Source organism: Aeromonas sp. S15(2024) (genome assembly GCF_041402265.1).
Taxonomy (GTDB): domain Bacteria; phylum Pseudomonadota; class Gammaproteobacteria; order Enterobacterales; family Aeromonadaceae; genus Aeromonas; species Aeromonas dhakensis.
Window position 1 is genome coordinate 672828 of record NZ_JBGLQY010000001.1, and the last position, 14981, is coordinate 687808.

The following is a 14981-nucleotide window of genomic DNA, read 5'->3' on the forward strand; positions in this document are numbered from 1 at the left end:
TCATGAGAGTTCATCGTGAGCCGTTCCCCTTGAGCGCTGGGTTGAGTCGGGCCGGCAGCCAGAGCGCCAGCAGATAGATAACGAGCGGCAACAAGAGTTGCAACAGGCCGTAGAGGCCCGCCAGCCGCCGGTTGAGGCCGCTGCCGATGGCCACCGCCTCGGTGGTGATGGTGACCACCCGGCCTGCCCCAAACAGCAGGGTCGGCAGGTATTGGGACAGACTTACCGCCGCTCCGACGCCGAAGGCGAACAGCAGCGGACGGGCAAGCAGCGGCCCTTTCACCTGCCACCAGGCTCGCCACGGGGTTGCCCCCAACAGCAGGGCGCTCTGGGTGATCCGTGGGTCGAACTGGCGATAAGGGCCCTGCAGACACAAGTAAACATAGGGAAAGACGAACAGCAGCTGGCTCCAGAGCACCCAGCCCCAGCCGATGCCATCGCCCCCCCACCCGAGGCTGAACCAGTCCACCCCGAGCCGAATGCCGAACAGCAGGCTGGCCTGCGGCAGCAGCAGCGGCAGGCAGATGAGCCAGAGCGGCCAGGGGCGACGGCCCGCCTGCGCTTCCAGGCTCAGTACCGCCATCACCAGCGCTATCGCCCCGCTCGCCAATGCCAGCAGCATGCTGGTGGTCAGCAGCGGCGAGAGGGTAGGCAGCAGTTCGAGCCAATGGCGGCCGCTCCACTGGCTCGGCCAGAGGGCGGGAAAGGGCCAGCGCCGGGTCAGCGACCAGAGCAGCAGCGCCCCCAGCACCGCCAGATTGATGGCGATCAGGGTCACCACGCTGCCGGTGGCAAGGGTGCGGCCAAGAGCGCTTGGGCTGGCTCGTCTGCCATCGAGCCAGCCGGGTTTGCCAAGGGCTCGATGGGCCAGCTCAAGCAGCCGCAACAGGGCCAGCAGCAGCGCCGTGATGGCGAGCAGCAGCAGGGCGCCGCTGGCGGTGGCGCCGCGCCAGGCCAGATCCGGGTCCTGATACCAGAGCCACAGGCGAACGGCCAGCGGGGCGGGGGCATCGGCCCCGAGCAGCTGAGCCAGATCCACTACGGCTACCCCGTAGGCGGCCACCGCATAGAGGGGCAGACGCAGGGCGGGCCACAGCGCCGGCAGCAGCAGGCGCCACCAGATCTGGGGGGCGCTGAAGCCTAGGCTCGCCCCCAGCCACTGCTGACGCGCCACCCTGGCGGGGTCTTGCGCACCGAGCGCCATCAGCAGCAGGAAGGGGGTCTCCTTGAGGGTCAAGGCGAGGATGAGCCCGAGCCCAGCGGGATCGCGCAGGGTCTGCCAGTCGGGGGGCAGCTCGAACCCGGTGAGGGTCGGCGAGAGCAGGCGTAGCAGCCAGCCGGAGGGGGCGAGCAGAAAGGCAAAGCCGATGGCAAAGGCGACGTGGGGCAGCGCCAGCAAGGGCGAAAGCAGCCGGCGCAGCCAGCCGACGGCCCGGCTGTCGCTGTGGGCCAGCAGCAGGGCGGTCAGCAGCAGGCTGGCCAGGGTCGAGGCGGCGCCAATCCACAGGCTCAGCAGCGCCGAGTGCCAGAGGCCCGGCTGGGCCAGCAGCCGCTGCAGGTGGGCCAGACTGAGCCCCTCGGCCAGCAGTTGCCAGCCCCCCGCCAGCAGCGGGAGGCCAAAAACCAGGGCGCACCCCGCCGTGAACAGGGGGCGCCAAGCGGATGCAGCGCTGCCAAACCGGCTCATCAGTGGCCGTAACGCTCGGCCCAGGCCGCTTCGAGCCTGAGCTGCCAGCTGGGATGGGGCTCTGCCACCGATTTGAAGCGCAGTGCCGGCGCCTGCTGTTGGGTGGCGGGCAGGGCATCGGCGCGCAGCACGCTGGGATCGCCCCAGAAGGCGGGCTCGGCCTTGCGCTCCTGGGCGGCGGGGCTCAGCAGGAAGTTGGCCACCACCTTGGCACCGGCACGGGCGTTGGCGTTGAAGGGGATGGCGAGGAAGTGGCTGTTGGTCAGCGCCCCTTTCGCCATGGCCACCGCCACCACGTTGGGGGGAAGGGTGCCATTTTGCACAGCGCTCTGCGCCTCCTGCGGGTTGAAGCTGATGGCCATCGCCAGCTCGCCGTCATCGAGCAGCTGGCGGGTCTCGGCGGCGCTGGTGGGGAACAGCTTGCCCTTGCGCCAGAGCGCCGGGTGCAGCTCATCCAGCCAGGCCCAGAGCGGGGCGGTGATCTTGGCAAAATCGCTCTCGGTCGCCTCCCGATAGAGGGGGGCGGGATCCGGGATCAGCTCCAGCAAGATCTGCTTGAGGAAGCTGGAGCCGTGAAACTGGGGCGGCTTGGGATAGGTGAAGCGGCCGGGGTGGGCCTTGCTCCAGGTGAGCAGGGCCGCCGCCGAGGTGGGCAGCGGGCTGACCTCTTCGCCGTTGACCATCAGGTTGAGCTGGCCTATGCCCCAGGGGGCTTCCAGCCCCTCCACCGGCACGGTGAAGTCCTCGCTCACCGGCAGGGTACCGTCGACCAGCGCCATGTTGGGCAGCTCCCGGGTAAAGGGGGCGCCGAGCAGCCCCTGCTCCTTGAGCGCCTTGAAGTTCTCGCCGTTGACCCAGAGCAGGTCGATGGGGCCGCCACTGCGCTTGCCAGCCTGCTTGTTGGCCAGCAGCTGGCTCACGCTCTGGGCGATGTCATCCACCTTCACCTGCACCAGCTTGACCTGGTATTCGCGTGCCAGCTCCTGGCCGGCCCACACCAGATAGGCGTTGATCTCCGGGCTGCCGCCCCAGGCGTTGAAGTAGACGGTCTGCCCCTTGGCCTCCTCAAGGGTCTGCTGCCACTGCGGGTTGTCGGCGGCGTTGGCCTGGGTGAAGAGGAGGCTGCCTGCCAGCAGGGGCAGGGTGCATAGCAGCTGTTTGAACGAGGGCAATGAGTGTCGCATCTGGGTTACCTGGTTGGTCTGGCGCCGCGGCGCCAGCGGTGATAACGGGTCAGCAGCGCCAGCAGGGTGGCGGGCTGACGGGCCCGTCGCCACTCGCCCGCCAGGTACTTGTTACCCTCCATCAGGGTGGGGTAGGCGTGGATGGTGGCGAGGATCTTGACAAGGCCGAGGCGGTGGCGCATGGCGAGCACGAACTCGGCGATCCGCTCGCCGGCGTGAGTGCCCACTATGCTGGCACCCAGGATCTGATCCTTGCCGGGCACGGTGAGCACCTCGATAAAGCCCTGGCGCTCGCCGTCGGCGATGGCTCTGTCCAGCTCGGCCAGCTCGAAGCGGGTCAGCTCGAAGGGGATGCCCTGCGCCCTGGCCTCTTTCTGGTTGAGGCCGACCCGGGCGATTTCGGGGGTGGTGTAGATGGCGACCGGCATGACCCGATAGTCGGCCCGAAAGCGCTTGAACGGGCTGAACAGGGCGTTGACTGCGGCATACCAGCCCTGATGGGCGGCGGCATGGGTGAGCTGGTAAGGGCCCGCGACGTCCCCCACCGCCAGAATGCTGGGGTAGTTGGTGGCGAGGAAGCCATCGACCGCCACAGTGCCGCGCGGGGTCAGCTCCACCCCCAGCGCTTCGAGCCCGAAACCGCTGACGTTGGCCACCCGGCCCAGCGCCAGCAGCAGCTGATCGCCTTCAATTATTTGCGTCTCGTCGCCCCGCCGCAGTTGCAGCCGGATGGGGAGATCCGAGGCCGCTGGCAGATAGTCGGCTCGCTCGGCGCGCCAGCCGGTGAGCACCCGTACGCCATCGCGGGCCAGCTGATCCGCAAGCAGCTCGGCCACCTCCCGCTCTTCGCGGGGCAGCAGCTGCTCCGAGAGCTCCACCAGAGTAACGGGTACCCCAAGCAGGGCAAAACTCTGGGCCAGCTCGCAGCCGATGGGGCCGCCGCCCAGCACCAGCAGCTGGCGTGGCGCGCTGCGCAGTTGCCAGAGGGTGTCGGAGGTGAGCCAAGGCACCTGCTCAAGCCCCGGCAGCTCGGGCACCAGCGGCCGGGCGCCGGTGGCGAGCACGATATGACGGCTGGCAAGGCGCTGGCCGTTCACCTCCACCTCCCAGGGAGAGACCAGCCTTGCCTCCCCCTGGATGCACTCCACCCCCAGCCCCTGATAGCGCTCGATGGAGTCGTGGGGTTCGACCTCCTTGATGATGCGGGCGACCCGCTCCATCACGGCGGCGAAATCGGCGCTGGTCTGGCTTGGGCCAAAGCCCAGCTCACCGGCCCGGCGCTGCTCGGCGGCAAAGCGGGCGCTTCGGATCAGCGCCTTGGAGGGGACGCAACCGCTGTTGAGGCAATCGCCCCCCATCTTGTGCTTCTCGATAAGGGCCACTTTGGCCTTCACCGCCGCGGCGATATAGCTGGTGACCAGACCGCCGGCCCCGGCGCCAATCACCAGCAGGTTGTAGTCATAGTGCGTCGGCTTGCGGTAGGGGGCGTGCAGCCGATGCAGGGCGAGGCGCCGCTGCAGACCCTTGAGCAGCATCGGCATCAGCCCGAGCAGGGTCAGCGCTACCATCAGGCCTGGGGAGAGGATATTGCCGGTGCTGGTGAGGTTGGCGAGCTCGCTGCCCGCCAGCACGTAGACGAAGGTGCCGGGCAGCATGCCAAGCTGGCTCACCCAGTAGTAGGTGCTGACTCTGATGGGGGTGAGCCCCATCAGCAGGTTGACCAAAAAGAAGGGGAAGATGGGGATGAGGCGCAGGCTCAGCAGATAAAGCGCCCCTTCCTTCTTCATGCCGGCCTGCAAGCTGGCCAGCTTGTCGCCAAAGCGCCGCTCGACCCAGTCGCGCAGCAAAAAGCGGGCGCTGAGAAAGGCCAGGGTCGCGCCAATGCTGCTGGCAAAGGAGACCAGCAAGAGCCCCCAGGCAACGCCAAACACGGCGCTGCCAGCCAGGGTGAGCAGGCTGGCGCCAGGCAGGGAGAGGGCGGTGCTCACCACATAGACGGCGACGAACAGCAGGGCGGCGGCGCCGAAATGACGCTCGACCAGGGCGGCCAGCTCGGCCTGACGGGCCTGCAGCTGGGGCAGGCTCAGGTAGTGACCAAGGTCGAAGGCGAAGAAGGCGCCGATGAGACAGCCCATCACCAGCACCAGCAGCAGGCGGGAGCCTCTCATCAGGCGTCCTTGCTGTTCGGCTGGGCCGGACGCACCGGCTGCACCGGCAGTTGGCAGAAGCCCTGTGGGGCGATATCGAGGGCGGCGTTGAACTTGGCCGACATGTTCTGGAAGGCGATGAGGCCGGTCAGCTCCACCATGGCGTCATCGTCAAACCAGGGCTTGAGGCGGGCAGCCTGCTCGTCGCTGACCCCATCAAGCCCCGTCATCGCCTCTGTGTAGTCGAGCACGGCCCGCTCCCGCTCATCGAACAGCGGGCTTTCGCGCCAGTTGGCGAGCGCCTCCACCTTCTCGCTGGAGCCGGCTCTCTTTATCAGGGTCATGGCGTTGATGTCGACGCAAAAGCGGCACCAGTTGAGCTGGGATACCCGCACCGTCACCAGGGAGCGCAGCACGGGGTCGATGGGGGAGCGCTTGCGGTTGATGACGCCATAGAGGGTGGCGACGGCGGCAAACAGGCGTGGCGAGCGGCCCCAGCACTTGCCCGGAATGAGCACCTGGCCGTAGTTGCGCTTTTGCAACCAGAAAAAGGGGCGGATGAACCAGGCATATTCCCGATCGGGCTTGACCTCGACGCGCATGGATGACCTTCTTATTGCTTCAAATTGGGTTTGTAGGCCTGACCCAGCCGCTCGTTGAGGCGGATCAGAAACTCCTCTATACGGGCCCGGTTGGTGCCCAAGTCGCTGCGTCCCTGGCGGGAGGCGGAGCGCATGTCGATGCGGGTTTCGCTGGGCCCGGCAAAGACCCGCAGCGCCACGTCATCCTGAAAACCGAACCAGCCGGTGGTGACTATCGCCTCGAGCCCTTGTGGGCTTGGTCGCACCCGCCAGCCGAGCTGCTCCATCAGGGCGTGGGCCTCGGTGATCACCTCGGCCGGGGGGGCGCCGGTAAAGAGAGGACCGGGTTTCCCCTCAAATGCTTTCAAGGGGGCCGGATTAATGGGCAGATCCTGCGCCGTTCTGAGTTCGGCTGCCCAGCGCAACTGGGGCGGGTTGTTGGGATCCGTGCTCACGTCGTTGACCAGCGGCGTGCGCAGCGCCTGCACCACGAAGGCCAGGGGCAACAGCAGGGGGACGGCGCCCCAACCGTTGGCGCAGCGGTTGCGACACCAGGGCAGGCGAACCAGCAAGGCGAGGGAGACGAGCGCCCCGAGCAGGCAGAGGGTGAATCCCAGCCACCAGGGCCAGAGGTGAACACGGCTGCCGAGGGCGCCGGCGAGCGGCAGCAACCAGGCCAGCAGTGGCCACCACAAATAACTGGGCATAACGGGGATCCCCTGGTTATGATGAACAAGTGCCCAGAAGGATAAACTTAATTGACTGATAACGTTAGTAAATTTATCTCAATCCTGCTGCTTTTCCCAAGCGTTCCGCTGTGGGCGGACAGCGCCGTGCTGGCGGCGGGAGACATGTGGCGCGCCGAGGCCATCTACGAGACCCTGCCCGGGGTCAGCCGGGTGGAGCCGGGCTATGTCAGTCAGCGGGTGGCGACGGGGGCGAGCTGGCGGGAAGTGCCACCGCGGCGCCAGGCGGTGCGCATCGATTATGACCCGGTCAAGGTGGGGTATGGCGATCTGCTCAACGTCTTCTGGCAGCTGGTGGATGGGAACGATGGCGACGGCCAGTATTGCAACCGGGGTCTGGCATTTGCGCCGGCCCTGCTGCCGAAGGATGACTACCAGTGGCGTTTGGCCCAGGTGAGCCTGACACGCTGGCAGGCCCTGCACGGGCGGCCGAGCCGGGTTGCACTCTGGCCGCAGAGCCGGTTCACGCCAGCGCCGGAGATGGAGGACTGGGCGGCGAGCCACCCCTGGCGTTTCGGCTTCTATGCCCGCCGCTGCGGCGGCTGGCCGGTGGAGCTGACCCCAGAACCCTGAACCGGGCCCTGAACTCAGTTGCGGTAGAGCACCTTGATAAGGTGGAAGCCGAACTTGGTGCGCACCGGGCCGAGCACGGTCAGCAGCTCGCCCTTGAACACGGCATCGTCAAACGCCTTGACCATGTCGCCCTTCGAAAACTCCCCCAGATCGCCGAAGCGCTTGCTGGAGGCGCAGGTGGAGAAGCGCTTGGCCATCTGGCCGAAGTCGGCTCCCTTGGCAATCTTCTCCTTGATCTCCAGACACTCTTTCTCGGTCTTGACCAGGATGTGCTGGGCACAGGCTTTTCTCATCGGGACGCTCCTCGGCGGTGGGCAAATCGGGGGCGCAAAGAGTACCCCAATTCCTGCCGCGCGTCAGCCGTCATCGGCATATCAGCCGCGGGCGCGGGCCCCGAGCCGGGTTCTGGGCCGCGCCTGCCAGAGGATCTCCAGCCCGAGCAGGGCATAGAGGCTCCAGATGGCCAGCGGATTGAGCCAGTTGCCCCCTAGCTGCAGGGTCGCCAGGGCGCTGCCCGCCAGCAACAGGGTGATGCCCGGCAGGCGCCAGTGGGTCGGCAGCGGTGCCAGCATGGCCATGCCCAGCAGGATGGCGAGCCCGAACGGCAGGTTCAGCGCGGTGAAGGCCAGCGCCTGCTGGCCATTCATGCCGGTCAGCAGGGCCAGCAGAGCGCTGCAACAGGCGAGAAAGGTGATGAATTCGAGCCGGTCGGCGATGTAGTCCGCCATCTGTTCGCTGCGTGCGTGCATGCTGTGTCTCCTCTGGTGGGGCAGGGGTCTGATCCAATGGCTCCAGTGTGGGCGAGAAGTGAGCAGGGGGGCAGCGGGATAAATCGATTGGGTTGAACGAGGCTTTGATTGAGTGACGGCAACTGTTTGATCCGGCAAGATAAAATCTGCAGTCCCGCGGAGGCGCGAGTGAGATGGCCCAGTGCCTGCCAGGATCCGGGCTGGCCGCTTGGGGAGGGGGCATTGCTGCGATCTTGACCCGTTGCCGACAGTTGGTGTCGCGCCCATCGGGAAATCGGGGAGGTTGCGCCGTCGGGCCGGAGTGGCCGGCAGGGGCCATCTGGCCAGGCCCTGAGGGTCATGGATTGCCCTTTTGGGCCCATAGTGGCATAAGTCTGCGGGGGAATGCCTGAAAAATGGACGGCCCGCGCGGGCAAAGGCTTCAATAATATGGCGAAATTCGCGGTCAACCCGCTCTGATGTCGAGCCGGGGATATGCTAGGATGAGGCGCGCTTGCGATCGAGTGAGCCTCATATTCGTTCTGAATATCGCATTATTTTAATCATGTTCTTCGGGGAAATTGACGTTTGACAGGATGCAATCCGCCCCTGCCTGCAGGGATCTCACCGCCCGCACGGGCTTTTCGTCGTGGGCTTCGCGCGCTGGGACTGAGCCTCTGTCTGCTGCTGTTCGTCACGCCCGCCATGGCGGCCAAACTCACCTATCAAATCAAGGGGTTGAAAGGGGAGAACAAGGACAACGTCGAAGCCTACCTCAATGCCCTGCCGGTCTATCAGGAGCGCCAGTACCGCCCGGCCCGCCCCAAGATCACCGAGAGCGTGCAAAAGGCGCTGCAGGTCTATGGCTACTACCAGCCCAAGATCACCCTGAGCCGGGACAAGAAAACCCCCTCTAAGGTGATCATCGAGGTGGATCCCGGCAAGCCGGTGATCATCTCCCGCCTCGATATCCTGCTGGAAGGGGATGCCGGCAGCGACGAGCTCTACAGCGAGCTGTTGGACAAGCTGCCCCTGAAAGAGGGGGATCCTCTCAACCACGGCAAGTACGAATCCATCAAGGCGGATCTGGGCAGCTTGGGGCTGGCCCGCGGCTACTTCGATGCCAAGATCAGCAAGAGCCAGGTCAAGGTGTTCCCGGATCAGGGTACCGCCGAGATCTACATCCTGTTTCGCTCCGGCCCGCGTTACCACTTCGGCGAGATCCGCTACGACGCCACCCCGGAGGCGCTGCGTCTCATCCGTCCCCTCATCAACATCAAGAGCGGTGACCCCTATCTGGCGATCCGGCTGGCGGAGATGTCGCAGGATGTCTCCTCCACCAAGCTGTTCAAGCAGGTGGACATCAAGCCCCTCATCAGCCAGGCCGAGCATAACCGGGTGCCGGTGCAGGTGACCCTCTCCAACCGGGTCGATCACGAGATTGAAACGGGTATCGGCTATGCCACCGACGTGGGGCCGCGCATGAGTGCCACCTGGGAGAAGCCCTGGGTCAACCGCTACGGCCACCGGCTCAACGCCACCGCCAAGGTCTCCCAGCCCGAGGCCGAGCTCAGCTTCGACTACCAGATCCCGGTGGGCAACCCGCTGCGGGACTACTACTCGTTGCAGGCCGGCTATCAGTACAAGGACAACAACGATACCCGCTCCGATCTGACTACCTTCAGCGTGCACCGCTGGAAGCGGCGGCCGGAGAGCTGGGACCGGGACGTGTTCATCCGCCTGGAAAACGAGGTCTATACCCAGGGCGCCGACGAGGGCAACAGCTTGCTGTTGATCCCCGGCGTCTCCTGGTCGCGGCTGCGGGTGCGCGGCGGTCTGGTGCCCGACTGGGGCGATCGCCAGCAGCTCACCCTGGAGTTCTCCGACCCCTACTGGGGCTCCGACATCAGCTTCGTGCGGGTGTGGGGGCGCAGCAAGTGGCTGCGCACCCTGGGGGAGGATCACCGCTTCCTGCTGCGGGCCGAACAGGGGGCCATCATAGGGGACAGCTTTTCGCTGGTGCCGCCCTCGCTGCGCTTCTTTACCGGTGGTGATCAGACGGTGCGGGGCTACGGCTACGAGACCATCTCGCCGCGGGGCAGCGACGGCAAACTGCTGGGGGGCCGCTACGTGAGCGTCGCCAGCGCCGAATACAACTACCGTTTCAGCGACAAGTGGCTGGGGGCCCTGTTCGTCGACAGCGGTACCGCCACGGTCGACTACAGCGAGGCCTGGAAGATAGGCACCGGGGTCGGTGTGCGCTGGGTGACCCCCATCGGTCAGGTCAGGCTCGATCTGGCGGTGGGCATTTCCGAAGATGAGAAGCCGCTGCGGCTCCACTTCGCGCTGGGGCCTGAACTATGATCCGGCCGCGCTCCACCTCTCTTCTCTTCTGCTCTTCTGACCGGCCGCTGCGGCTGTATCTTTCGCGGGGGTCTGCACTGTGATCTGGGTAAAACGTATTTTTCTCTGGCCGCTGCGGCTGCATCTTTCGCGGGGGTCTGCATTGTGATCTGGGTAAAACGTATTTATCTCTGGCTGATGGGGCTCATCTTCCTGCTGCTCATCGGCGTCAGCCTGCTGGGCTTCACCCATCAGGGCAACAAGTGGCTGTGGCAGCAGGCTAGGGCTGCTCTTCCCTCCCTCAAGGGGGAGCTGGTGGCGGGCCAGCTCGGCTACGGCTGGACCCTGGAAGGGGTCGGCTGGCAGGACGAGCTGGTGGACGTCACTGTGGATCGCGCTGTGCTGGACTGGGATCTGGGCAAGCTGCTGCAGGGCAAGCTCTGGATCAAATCCCTTAACGTTACCCACCCGGTGGTCAAGGTGGCCGACTCGGAGCCGGCCCCGGAAGAGCCGTCGGAACCCTTCGTCTGGCACCCGCTGCCGCTGAAAATCCAGGTCGACAGTCTGACGGTGGCGGATCTCGATGTGACAGTGCCTGGGGTGGGAGTGAGCCTCAAGTCCCTCGACATCGGCGCCACCCTCAGCCGCAAGGGGCTGATCGTGCAGGGGCCGGTGCTGGACGGCCTCAAGGTGACCCTGGCCGAGACGCCCGCGGCCGAGGCTGCCAAACCGGCCGCCACCAAGGCAACCACCCAAGACAAGTCTGCGGCCAAGTCGCCTGTCACCGCCAAGGGGAAGCCGGCGGATGAGAGCAAGGCGCAGCAGGCAACCAAGGCAGCCCCCATCGCGCTGCCCGCCATCCGGCTGCCGTTCCCCATCCAGCTGGAAGGATTGCAGGTCACGGCGTTTCGCTATCAGCAAGGTGAATTGATTGAAGGGCTCGACAAGCTGCTGCTGTCGGCCAGCGCCGAGGGGAGCGACATCGTGCTGCGCGAGCTCTCCTTGCGCCACGCCATGGCGGATCTGGCGCTCAAGGGCAAGATCCAGCTCAAAGAGGATTATCCGCTCGCCCTGACCCTGGATGCCAAGGCCCGCAAGGGGCTGCTGGATGGTGAGCTGCAGGGGCAGCAGGCCAGCCTGACCCTCGGCGGCTCGGTGGGCAAGCTGGCGCTGGCGTTGCAAGCCAAGGGGCCGGTGGCCGCCAGCCTCAAGGGCTCTCTGGCGCCCCTCGACCCCGACTTGCCGTTTGATGCGGGGCTGGAGTGGAAGAGCCTGGGCTGGCCGCTGCACAAGCCTGCCAAAGATGAGCCCAGCTACCGGCTGGAGAAGGGCACGCTGAGCGCCAAGGGCAAGCTCTCCGGCTACCAGTTTGCCTTGAATACCGCAGGCAAGGGCACGGACGTGCCCCCCTTCAAGCTGGCGCTGACCGGCAAGGGGGACCTGACGCAGCTGAACCAGATAAACCTGCTGCTCAACGCCCTCAAGGGGGAGCTCAAGCTGGACGGCAAGCTCGCCTGGGACAAGGGGGTACGCTGGCAGGGCACCACGGAGTTCAAGGGGATCAACCCGGCCGAGCTGGTGCCCGAGCTCAAGGGGGCGCTGGCGGGCAAGATTGCCAGCCGCTTCGAGCTCGATGAGGCGGGCCACTGGCAGCTGCAACTGCTCGAGCTGAAGGTGGACGGCAAGCTCAACCAGTATCCGCTGGCCATCAAGGGCAGTGCGAGCGGCAACGACAAGATGGAGTGGACCATCCCGGCGCTGGCGCTGCAAAGCGGCCCCAATCAGCTGCAGGCCAAGGGCAGCCTGAGCCAGCAGACATGGAAGCTGGATGCGGATCTCGATGCCCCCAACCTGGCCGGGCTCTACCCCGGGCTCAAGGGGGACATCAAGGGGCAGGTGCGGCTGACCGGCAATCAGCAGGCGCCGCGGGTTACCACAGATCTGGCCGCCAGCCGCCTCTATTATGCCGGCACCGATCTGAAGGGGATCTCCATCAAGGGCAATGCCCTGGTCGGCGACAAGCCGGCAGGGGAAGTGGCCCTGACGGTGGCCAGCCTGGTGCAGGGGACGACCAGCCTCAGCCAACTGGCGCTCAACCTGAGCGGCGATCTCAACCAGCACGCCCTGTCGCTCACCATGAAGGGAGACCCGGTGGCGGCCAACCTCAAGCTGAGCGGCGGCCTGCGCGGGGATCGCTGGCGCGGTGCCCTCGGCGAGCTCAAGTTGAAGACGCCGCTGCGGCGCTGGGAGCTGAGCGCACCCTGGGATCTGGATGTGGATCTGCCGCGGCAGCGGCTGACCATGGGGGATCTCTGCCTCGGTTCCCAGGGGGCCAGCCTCTGCGTCAAGGGCAGCCAAGTATCGGCCCAGCAGGGCAGCCTGGAGTTTGCCCTCAACCAGTTCGACCTCAAGCGCCTGCGGCCCTGGCTGCCGGACAACTTCCGCTGGCAGGCGGTGCTCTCCGCCGACGGGCGGGCCAGCTGGCGCGGCAATCAGCCGACCCTGCACGCCACCGTGCGCACCACGCCGGGCACCTTCGTGGCCGACGAGCTCAAGACCGACTATCAGCGCCTCGAGCTCGGAGTGGACTTCGAGCGCCAGCAGGCGGCCATCCGGCTCGATTTTGCCTCCGGGCAGATCGGCAACATCGACACCAAGCTCTATATCCGGGATCCGTCCGGTCGCGGCAATCTCTCCGGCCAGCTCAAGTTTGACGACCTCAAGCTGACCACCTTCGCGCCGCTCATCCCAGAGGTGCGCTCCCTGCAGGGGGTCATCTCGGCCGATGCCCGCTTCGACGGCACCCTGGCCTCGCCGCTGCTGTTTGGTCAGCTCAACCTGCTGGATGGGGAAGTGCAGACCCACTCCGACATGGTGACCCTCTCCAAGCTGGTGACCCGCCTCAAGATTGAAGGCAACCGGGCCGAGCTGGATGGCACCATGCTGGTGGGCAAGGGCCCGCTGGCGCTGGGGGGCTGGCTGAGCTGGGCACAGCTGCCGGTCACCGGCAGCCTCACCATAGAGGGCAAGGAGCTGGAGGCCCAGTATCCTGGCATGGGCCGGGTGCGGGTCTCCCCGGACATCGCCATCTCGCTGGGGGAGGAGACCCGGATCACCGGCCAGGTGGATATCCCCTGGGCGCGGATCCTGGTCAAGAGCCTGCCCGAGAGCGCGGTGGCGGTGTCGGATGACGTGACCGTGGTCTACGATGATCTGCCACCGGTGCCCAAAGCCGCGCCGCTGCCGATGGAGATCAAGCTGGCCATCCGGCTGGGTGATGACGTGCGGCTGGAGGCGATGGGACTCAAGACCAAGGTGGGGGGCAGCATCAACATTCGCCAGGATCCCTCGCGGCCGCTGGCGGGCAATGGTCAGCTGGTGCTCAACGATGGGCGCTTCAAGGCCTATGGCCAGAACCTCATCATCAAGGATGGCCGCATCCTCTTCTCCGGCCCCCTCGATCAGCCCTACCTCAACATAGAGGCGTATCGGGATCCCGATACCATAGAGGACAAGGTGACGGTCGGGGTGCGGGTGACCGGGCCGGCCAGCAAGCCCAAGATCACCGTCTACTCGGAGCCGCAGATGGCCCAGTCCGAGCAGCTCTCCTACTTGCTGCGCGGCAAGGGGCTGCAGACCAGCGGCGAGGATGGCGGTTTCAACGGCCTGCTGGTGGCGGGCGCAGTCAGCCAGGCCAACGGCGTGGTCTCCAGTCTGGGGGAATCCCTCGGCATGAGCGATGTGGCCCTCGACACCGCCGGCAGTGGTGAGAACACCCAGGTGACCCTGTCGGCCTACCTGCTGCCGGGACTGCAGTTCCAGTACGGGGTCGGGGTGTTCAGCCCCATCGCCGAGTTCAAGCTGCGCTACGAGCTGATGCCAAGGCTCTACCTGCAGGCCATGAGCGGGGTGGCCCAGGCGGTGGATATCTTCTATCGCTTCACCCTGTAACGGGCGGCAAGAGACAAAAACGGGAGGCGCAGGCCTCCCGTTTTTATGGGGGCGTTGAGGGGGCCGACGAATGAGATAGGACGCTGAAAAGCGAAAACCCGGCGCGAGGCCGGGTTTTCTTGAATAGATGGTGGAGGGAGAAGGATTCGAACCTTCGAAGGCAGAGCCGTCAGATTTACAGTCTGATCCCTTTGGCCGCTCGGGAACCCCTCCACGGGGCATTGCTGATTTTGCATCACAACCTGGGATGTGACGGCACTTGAAATGGTGGAGGGAGAAGGATTCGAACCTTCGAAGGCAGAGCCGTCAGATTTACAGTCTGATCCCTTTGGCCACTCGGGAACCCCTCCACAAGTGCGAGGCGCATACTAACAGATCTTCTGCGGTTGTGAACCCCTCGGCGGGATTTTTCCTGCTCAAAGGATCGGATTTACGGCCGATAAAGGATGAAACCACCGTTTCCAAGAGTTATCCCATGCTACCCAGCGCCGTTCGTGAGCAATGGCTGGTGGACGAAGCCCAGCTCGGGCAACGTCTCAACCAGGATCTCCAGCACGGAGACAGGGCGGACTTTCGTCTGCATCTGGCCCTGCTGACCGATGCGGTGGAAGAGCAGCCCTGGTTTGATCCCAGGCAGCCAGCAAAGGCAGAGAGTCGGGTCTGGCGCAGCCGCTTTGAGCTGCCACCGGCTACCCCATTGCAGGGGAGCGAGGATGATGCCGAGGCAAGCGTGCTCAACGAACGGCTGCAGCAGGGGGGCTCCATGGTGGATGTGCGGCTCTGGCTGGCGCTGCGCTCGCCACCGCTGCTCGGTACCCCGCCTGCGCTGGAGCCCGCCGTCTATGACAACCTCTCGCCGCTTGGGCGCGAGCGTTGGCGAGGCAAGCTGGCGGATCAGCCCAGACGCGAGGATCCCTTGCTGATGTTGCCCGTACTCGATGCGCTCAAGGAGGGGGTGGATGCCGGTCTGCACTGGCTCAGCTGAGAGGACCAGGCAGCAAAAAGGCGGGGAGACCCCGCCTTTTGTGTGATGGATGTGTC

11 protein-coding genes and 2 tRNA genes are annotated in these 14981 nt (G+C 65.7%); 4 read left to right on the plus strand and 9 right to left on the minus strand.

The features are described from left to right. Positions 1-10: 10 nt before the first annotated feature. Genes ACB033_RS03165 through ACB033_RS03185 form a run of 5 tightly spaced genes read right to left on the minus strand, consistent with a single transcriptional unit; the run spans position 11 to position 6306 of the window. On the minus strand, positions 11-1687 hold the full coding sequence (locus tag ACB033_RS03165; RefSeq protein ID WP_371140323.1) for an ABC transporter permease: 1677 nt from the start codon (positions 1685-1687) through the stop codon (positions 11-13). After that, positions 1687-2871, minus strand: coding sequence for an ABC transporter substrate-binding protein (locus ACB033_RS03170; protein WP_371140324.1), 1185 nt, complete (start codon positions 2869-2871; stop codon positions 1687-1689). Before ACB033_RS03170 ends, ACB033_RS03165 begins: the two co-directional genes overlap by 1 nt. A gap of 5 nt (positions 2872-2876) precedes the next feature. Further along, positions 2877-5039, minus strand: a complete 2163-nt coding sequence (locus ACB033_RS03175; protein ID WP_371140325.1) for an FAD-dependent oxidoreductase — start codon at positions 5037-5039, stop codon at positions 2877-2879. After that, a complete protein-coding gene (locus ACB033_RS03180; RefSeq protein ID WP_123245876.1) occupies positions 5039-5620 on the minus strand; it encodes a carboxymuconolactone decarboxylase family protein in 582 nt (193 codons plus the stop codon). Before ACB033_RS03180 ends, ACB033_RS03175 begins: the two co-directional genes overlap by 1 nt. Positions 5621-5631: 11 nt before the next feature. Further along, the gene (locus tag ACB033_RS03185; RefSeq protein WP_371140326.1) at positions 5632-6306 is read right to left on the minus strand and encodes a DUF1499 domain-containing protein; all 675 of its coding nucleotides are present in this window, start codon (positions 6304-6306) and stop codon (positions 5632-5634) included. 51 nt (positions 6307-6357) lie between these two features. Here ACB033_RS03185 and ACB033_RS03190 point away from each other — a divergent pair, with 51 nt between their 5' ends. Next, complete coding sequence (locus ACB033_RS03190) at positions 6358-6918, plus strand: peptide-methionine (S)-S-oxide reductase (protein ID WP_371140327.1); 561 nt, start codon at positions 6358-6360, stop codon at positions 6916-6918. A gap of 14 nt (positions 6919-6932) precedes the next feature. On the opposite strand, the gene ACB033_RS03195 is transcribed toward ACB033_RS03190, so the two are convergent. Further along, positions 6933-7211: a peptidylprolyl isomerase gene (locus tag ACB033_RS03195; protein ID WP_011705448.1), complete on the minus strand. Its 279-nt coding sequence runs from the start codon at positions 7209-7211 to the stop codon at positions 6933-6935. An 81-nt stretch (positions 7212-7292) separates the two neighbouring features. Further along, positions 7293-7667 (minus strand): hypothetical protein, encoded by a 375-nt coding sequence (locus ACB033_RS03200; RefSeq protein WP_017779265.1) that lies wholly within the window; start codon positions 7665-7667, stop codon positions 7293-7295. Positions 7668-8234: 567 nt separating this feature from the next. On the opposite strand from ACB033_RS03200, the gene ACB033_RS03205 reads away from it, so the two are divergent. Then, entirely contained in the window at positions 8235-10010 is a 1776-nt protein-coding gene (locus tag ACB033_RS03205; protein WP_017783884.1) for an autotransporter assembly complex family protein, read from the plus strand. A 144-nt stretch (positions 10011-10154) separates the two neighbouring features. Beyond that, positions 10155-13940 carry a translocation/assembly module TamB domain-containing protein gene (locus ACB033_RS03210; RefSeq protein WP_371140328.1) on the plus strand — a complete coding sequence of 1262 codons (3786 nt, stop codon included), beginning with the start codon at positions 10155-10157 and terminating at the stop codon, positions 13938-13940. A gap of 128 nt (positions 13941-14068) precedes the next feature. On the opposite strand, the gene ACB033_RS03215 is transcribed toward ACB033_RS03210, so the two are convergent. Further along, positions 14069-14153: transfer RNA gene (locus ACB033_RS03215), tRNA-Tyr, on the minus strand. Between the two features lie 52 nt (positions 14154-14205). Continuing rightward, positions 14206-14290: transfer RNA gene (locus ACB033_RS03220), tRNA-Tyr, on the minus strand. 125 nt (positions 14291-14415) lie between these two features. Here ACB033_RS03220 and ACB033_RS03225 point away from each other — a divergent pair. Beyond that, positions 14416-14925: a VC2046/SO_2500 family protein gene (locus tag ACB033_RS03225; RefSeq protein WP_042008255.1), complete on the plus strand. Its 510-nt coding sequence runs from the start codon at positions 14416-14418 to the stop codon at positions 14923-14925. Positions 14926-14981 lie beyond the last annotated feature (56 nt).

Excerpts from the sequence above, each read along its gene's own strand:
- ACB033_RS03175 (WP_371140325.1), bottom strand. The coding sequence starts at position 5,039 with ATGAGAGGCTCCCGCCTGCTGCTGGTGCTGGTGATGGGCTGTCTCATC.
- ACB033_RS03180 (WP_123245876.1), bottom strand. The coding sequence starts at position 5,620 with ATGCGCGTCGAGGTCAAGCCCGATCGGGAATATGCCTGGTTCATCCGC.
- ACB033_RS03185 (WP_371140326.1), bottom strand. The coding sequence starts at position 6,306 with ATGCCCAGTTATTTGTGGTGGCCACTGCTGGCCTGGTTGCTGCCGCTC.
- ACB033_RS03200 (WP_017779265.1), bottom strand. The coding sequence starts at position 7,667 with ATGCACGCACGCAGCGAACAGATGGCGGACTACATCGCCGACCGGCTC.
- ACB033_RS03170 (WP_371140324.1), bottom strand. The coding sequence starts at position 2,871 with ATGCGACACTCATTGCCCTCGTTCAAACAGCTGCTATGCACCCTGCCC.
- ACB033_RS03165 (WP_371140323.1), bottom strand. The coding sequence starts at position 1,687 with ATGAGCCGGTTTGGCAGCGCTGCATCCGCTTGGCGCCCCCTGTTCACG.
- ACB033_RS03195 (WP_011705448.1), bottom strand. The coding sequence starts at position 7,211 with ATGAGAAAAGCCTGTGCCCAGCACATCCTGGTCAAGACCGAGAAAGAG.
- ACB033_RS03225 (WP_042008255.1), top strand. The coding sequence starts at position 14,416 with ATGCTACCCAGCGCCGTTCGTGAGCAATGGCTGGTGGACGAAGCCCAG.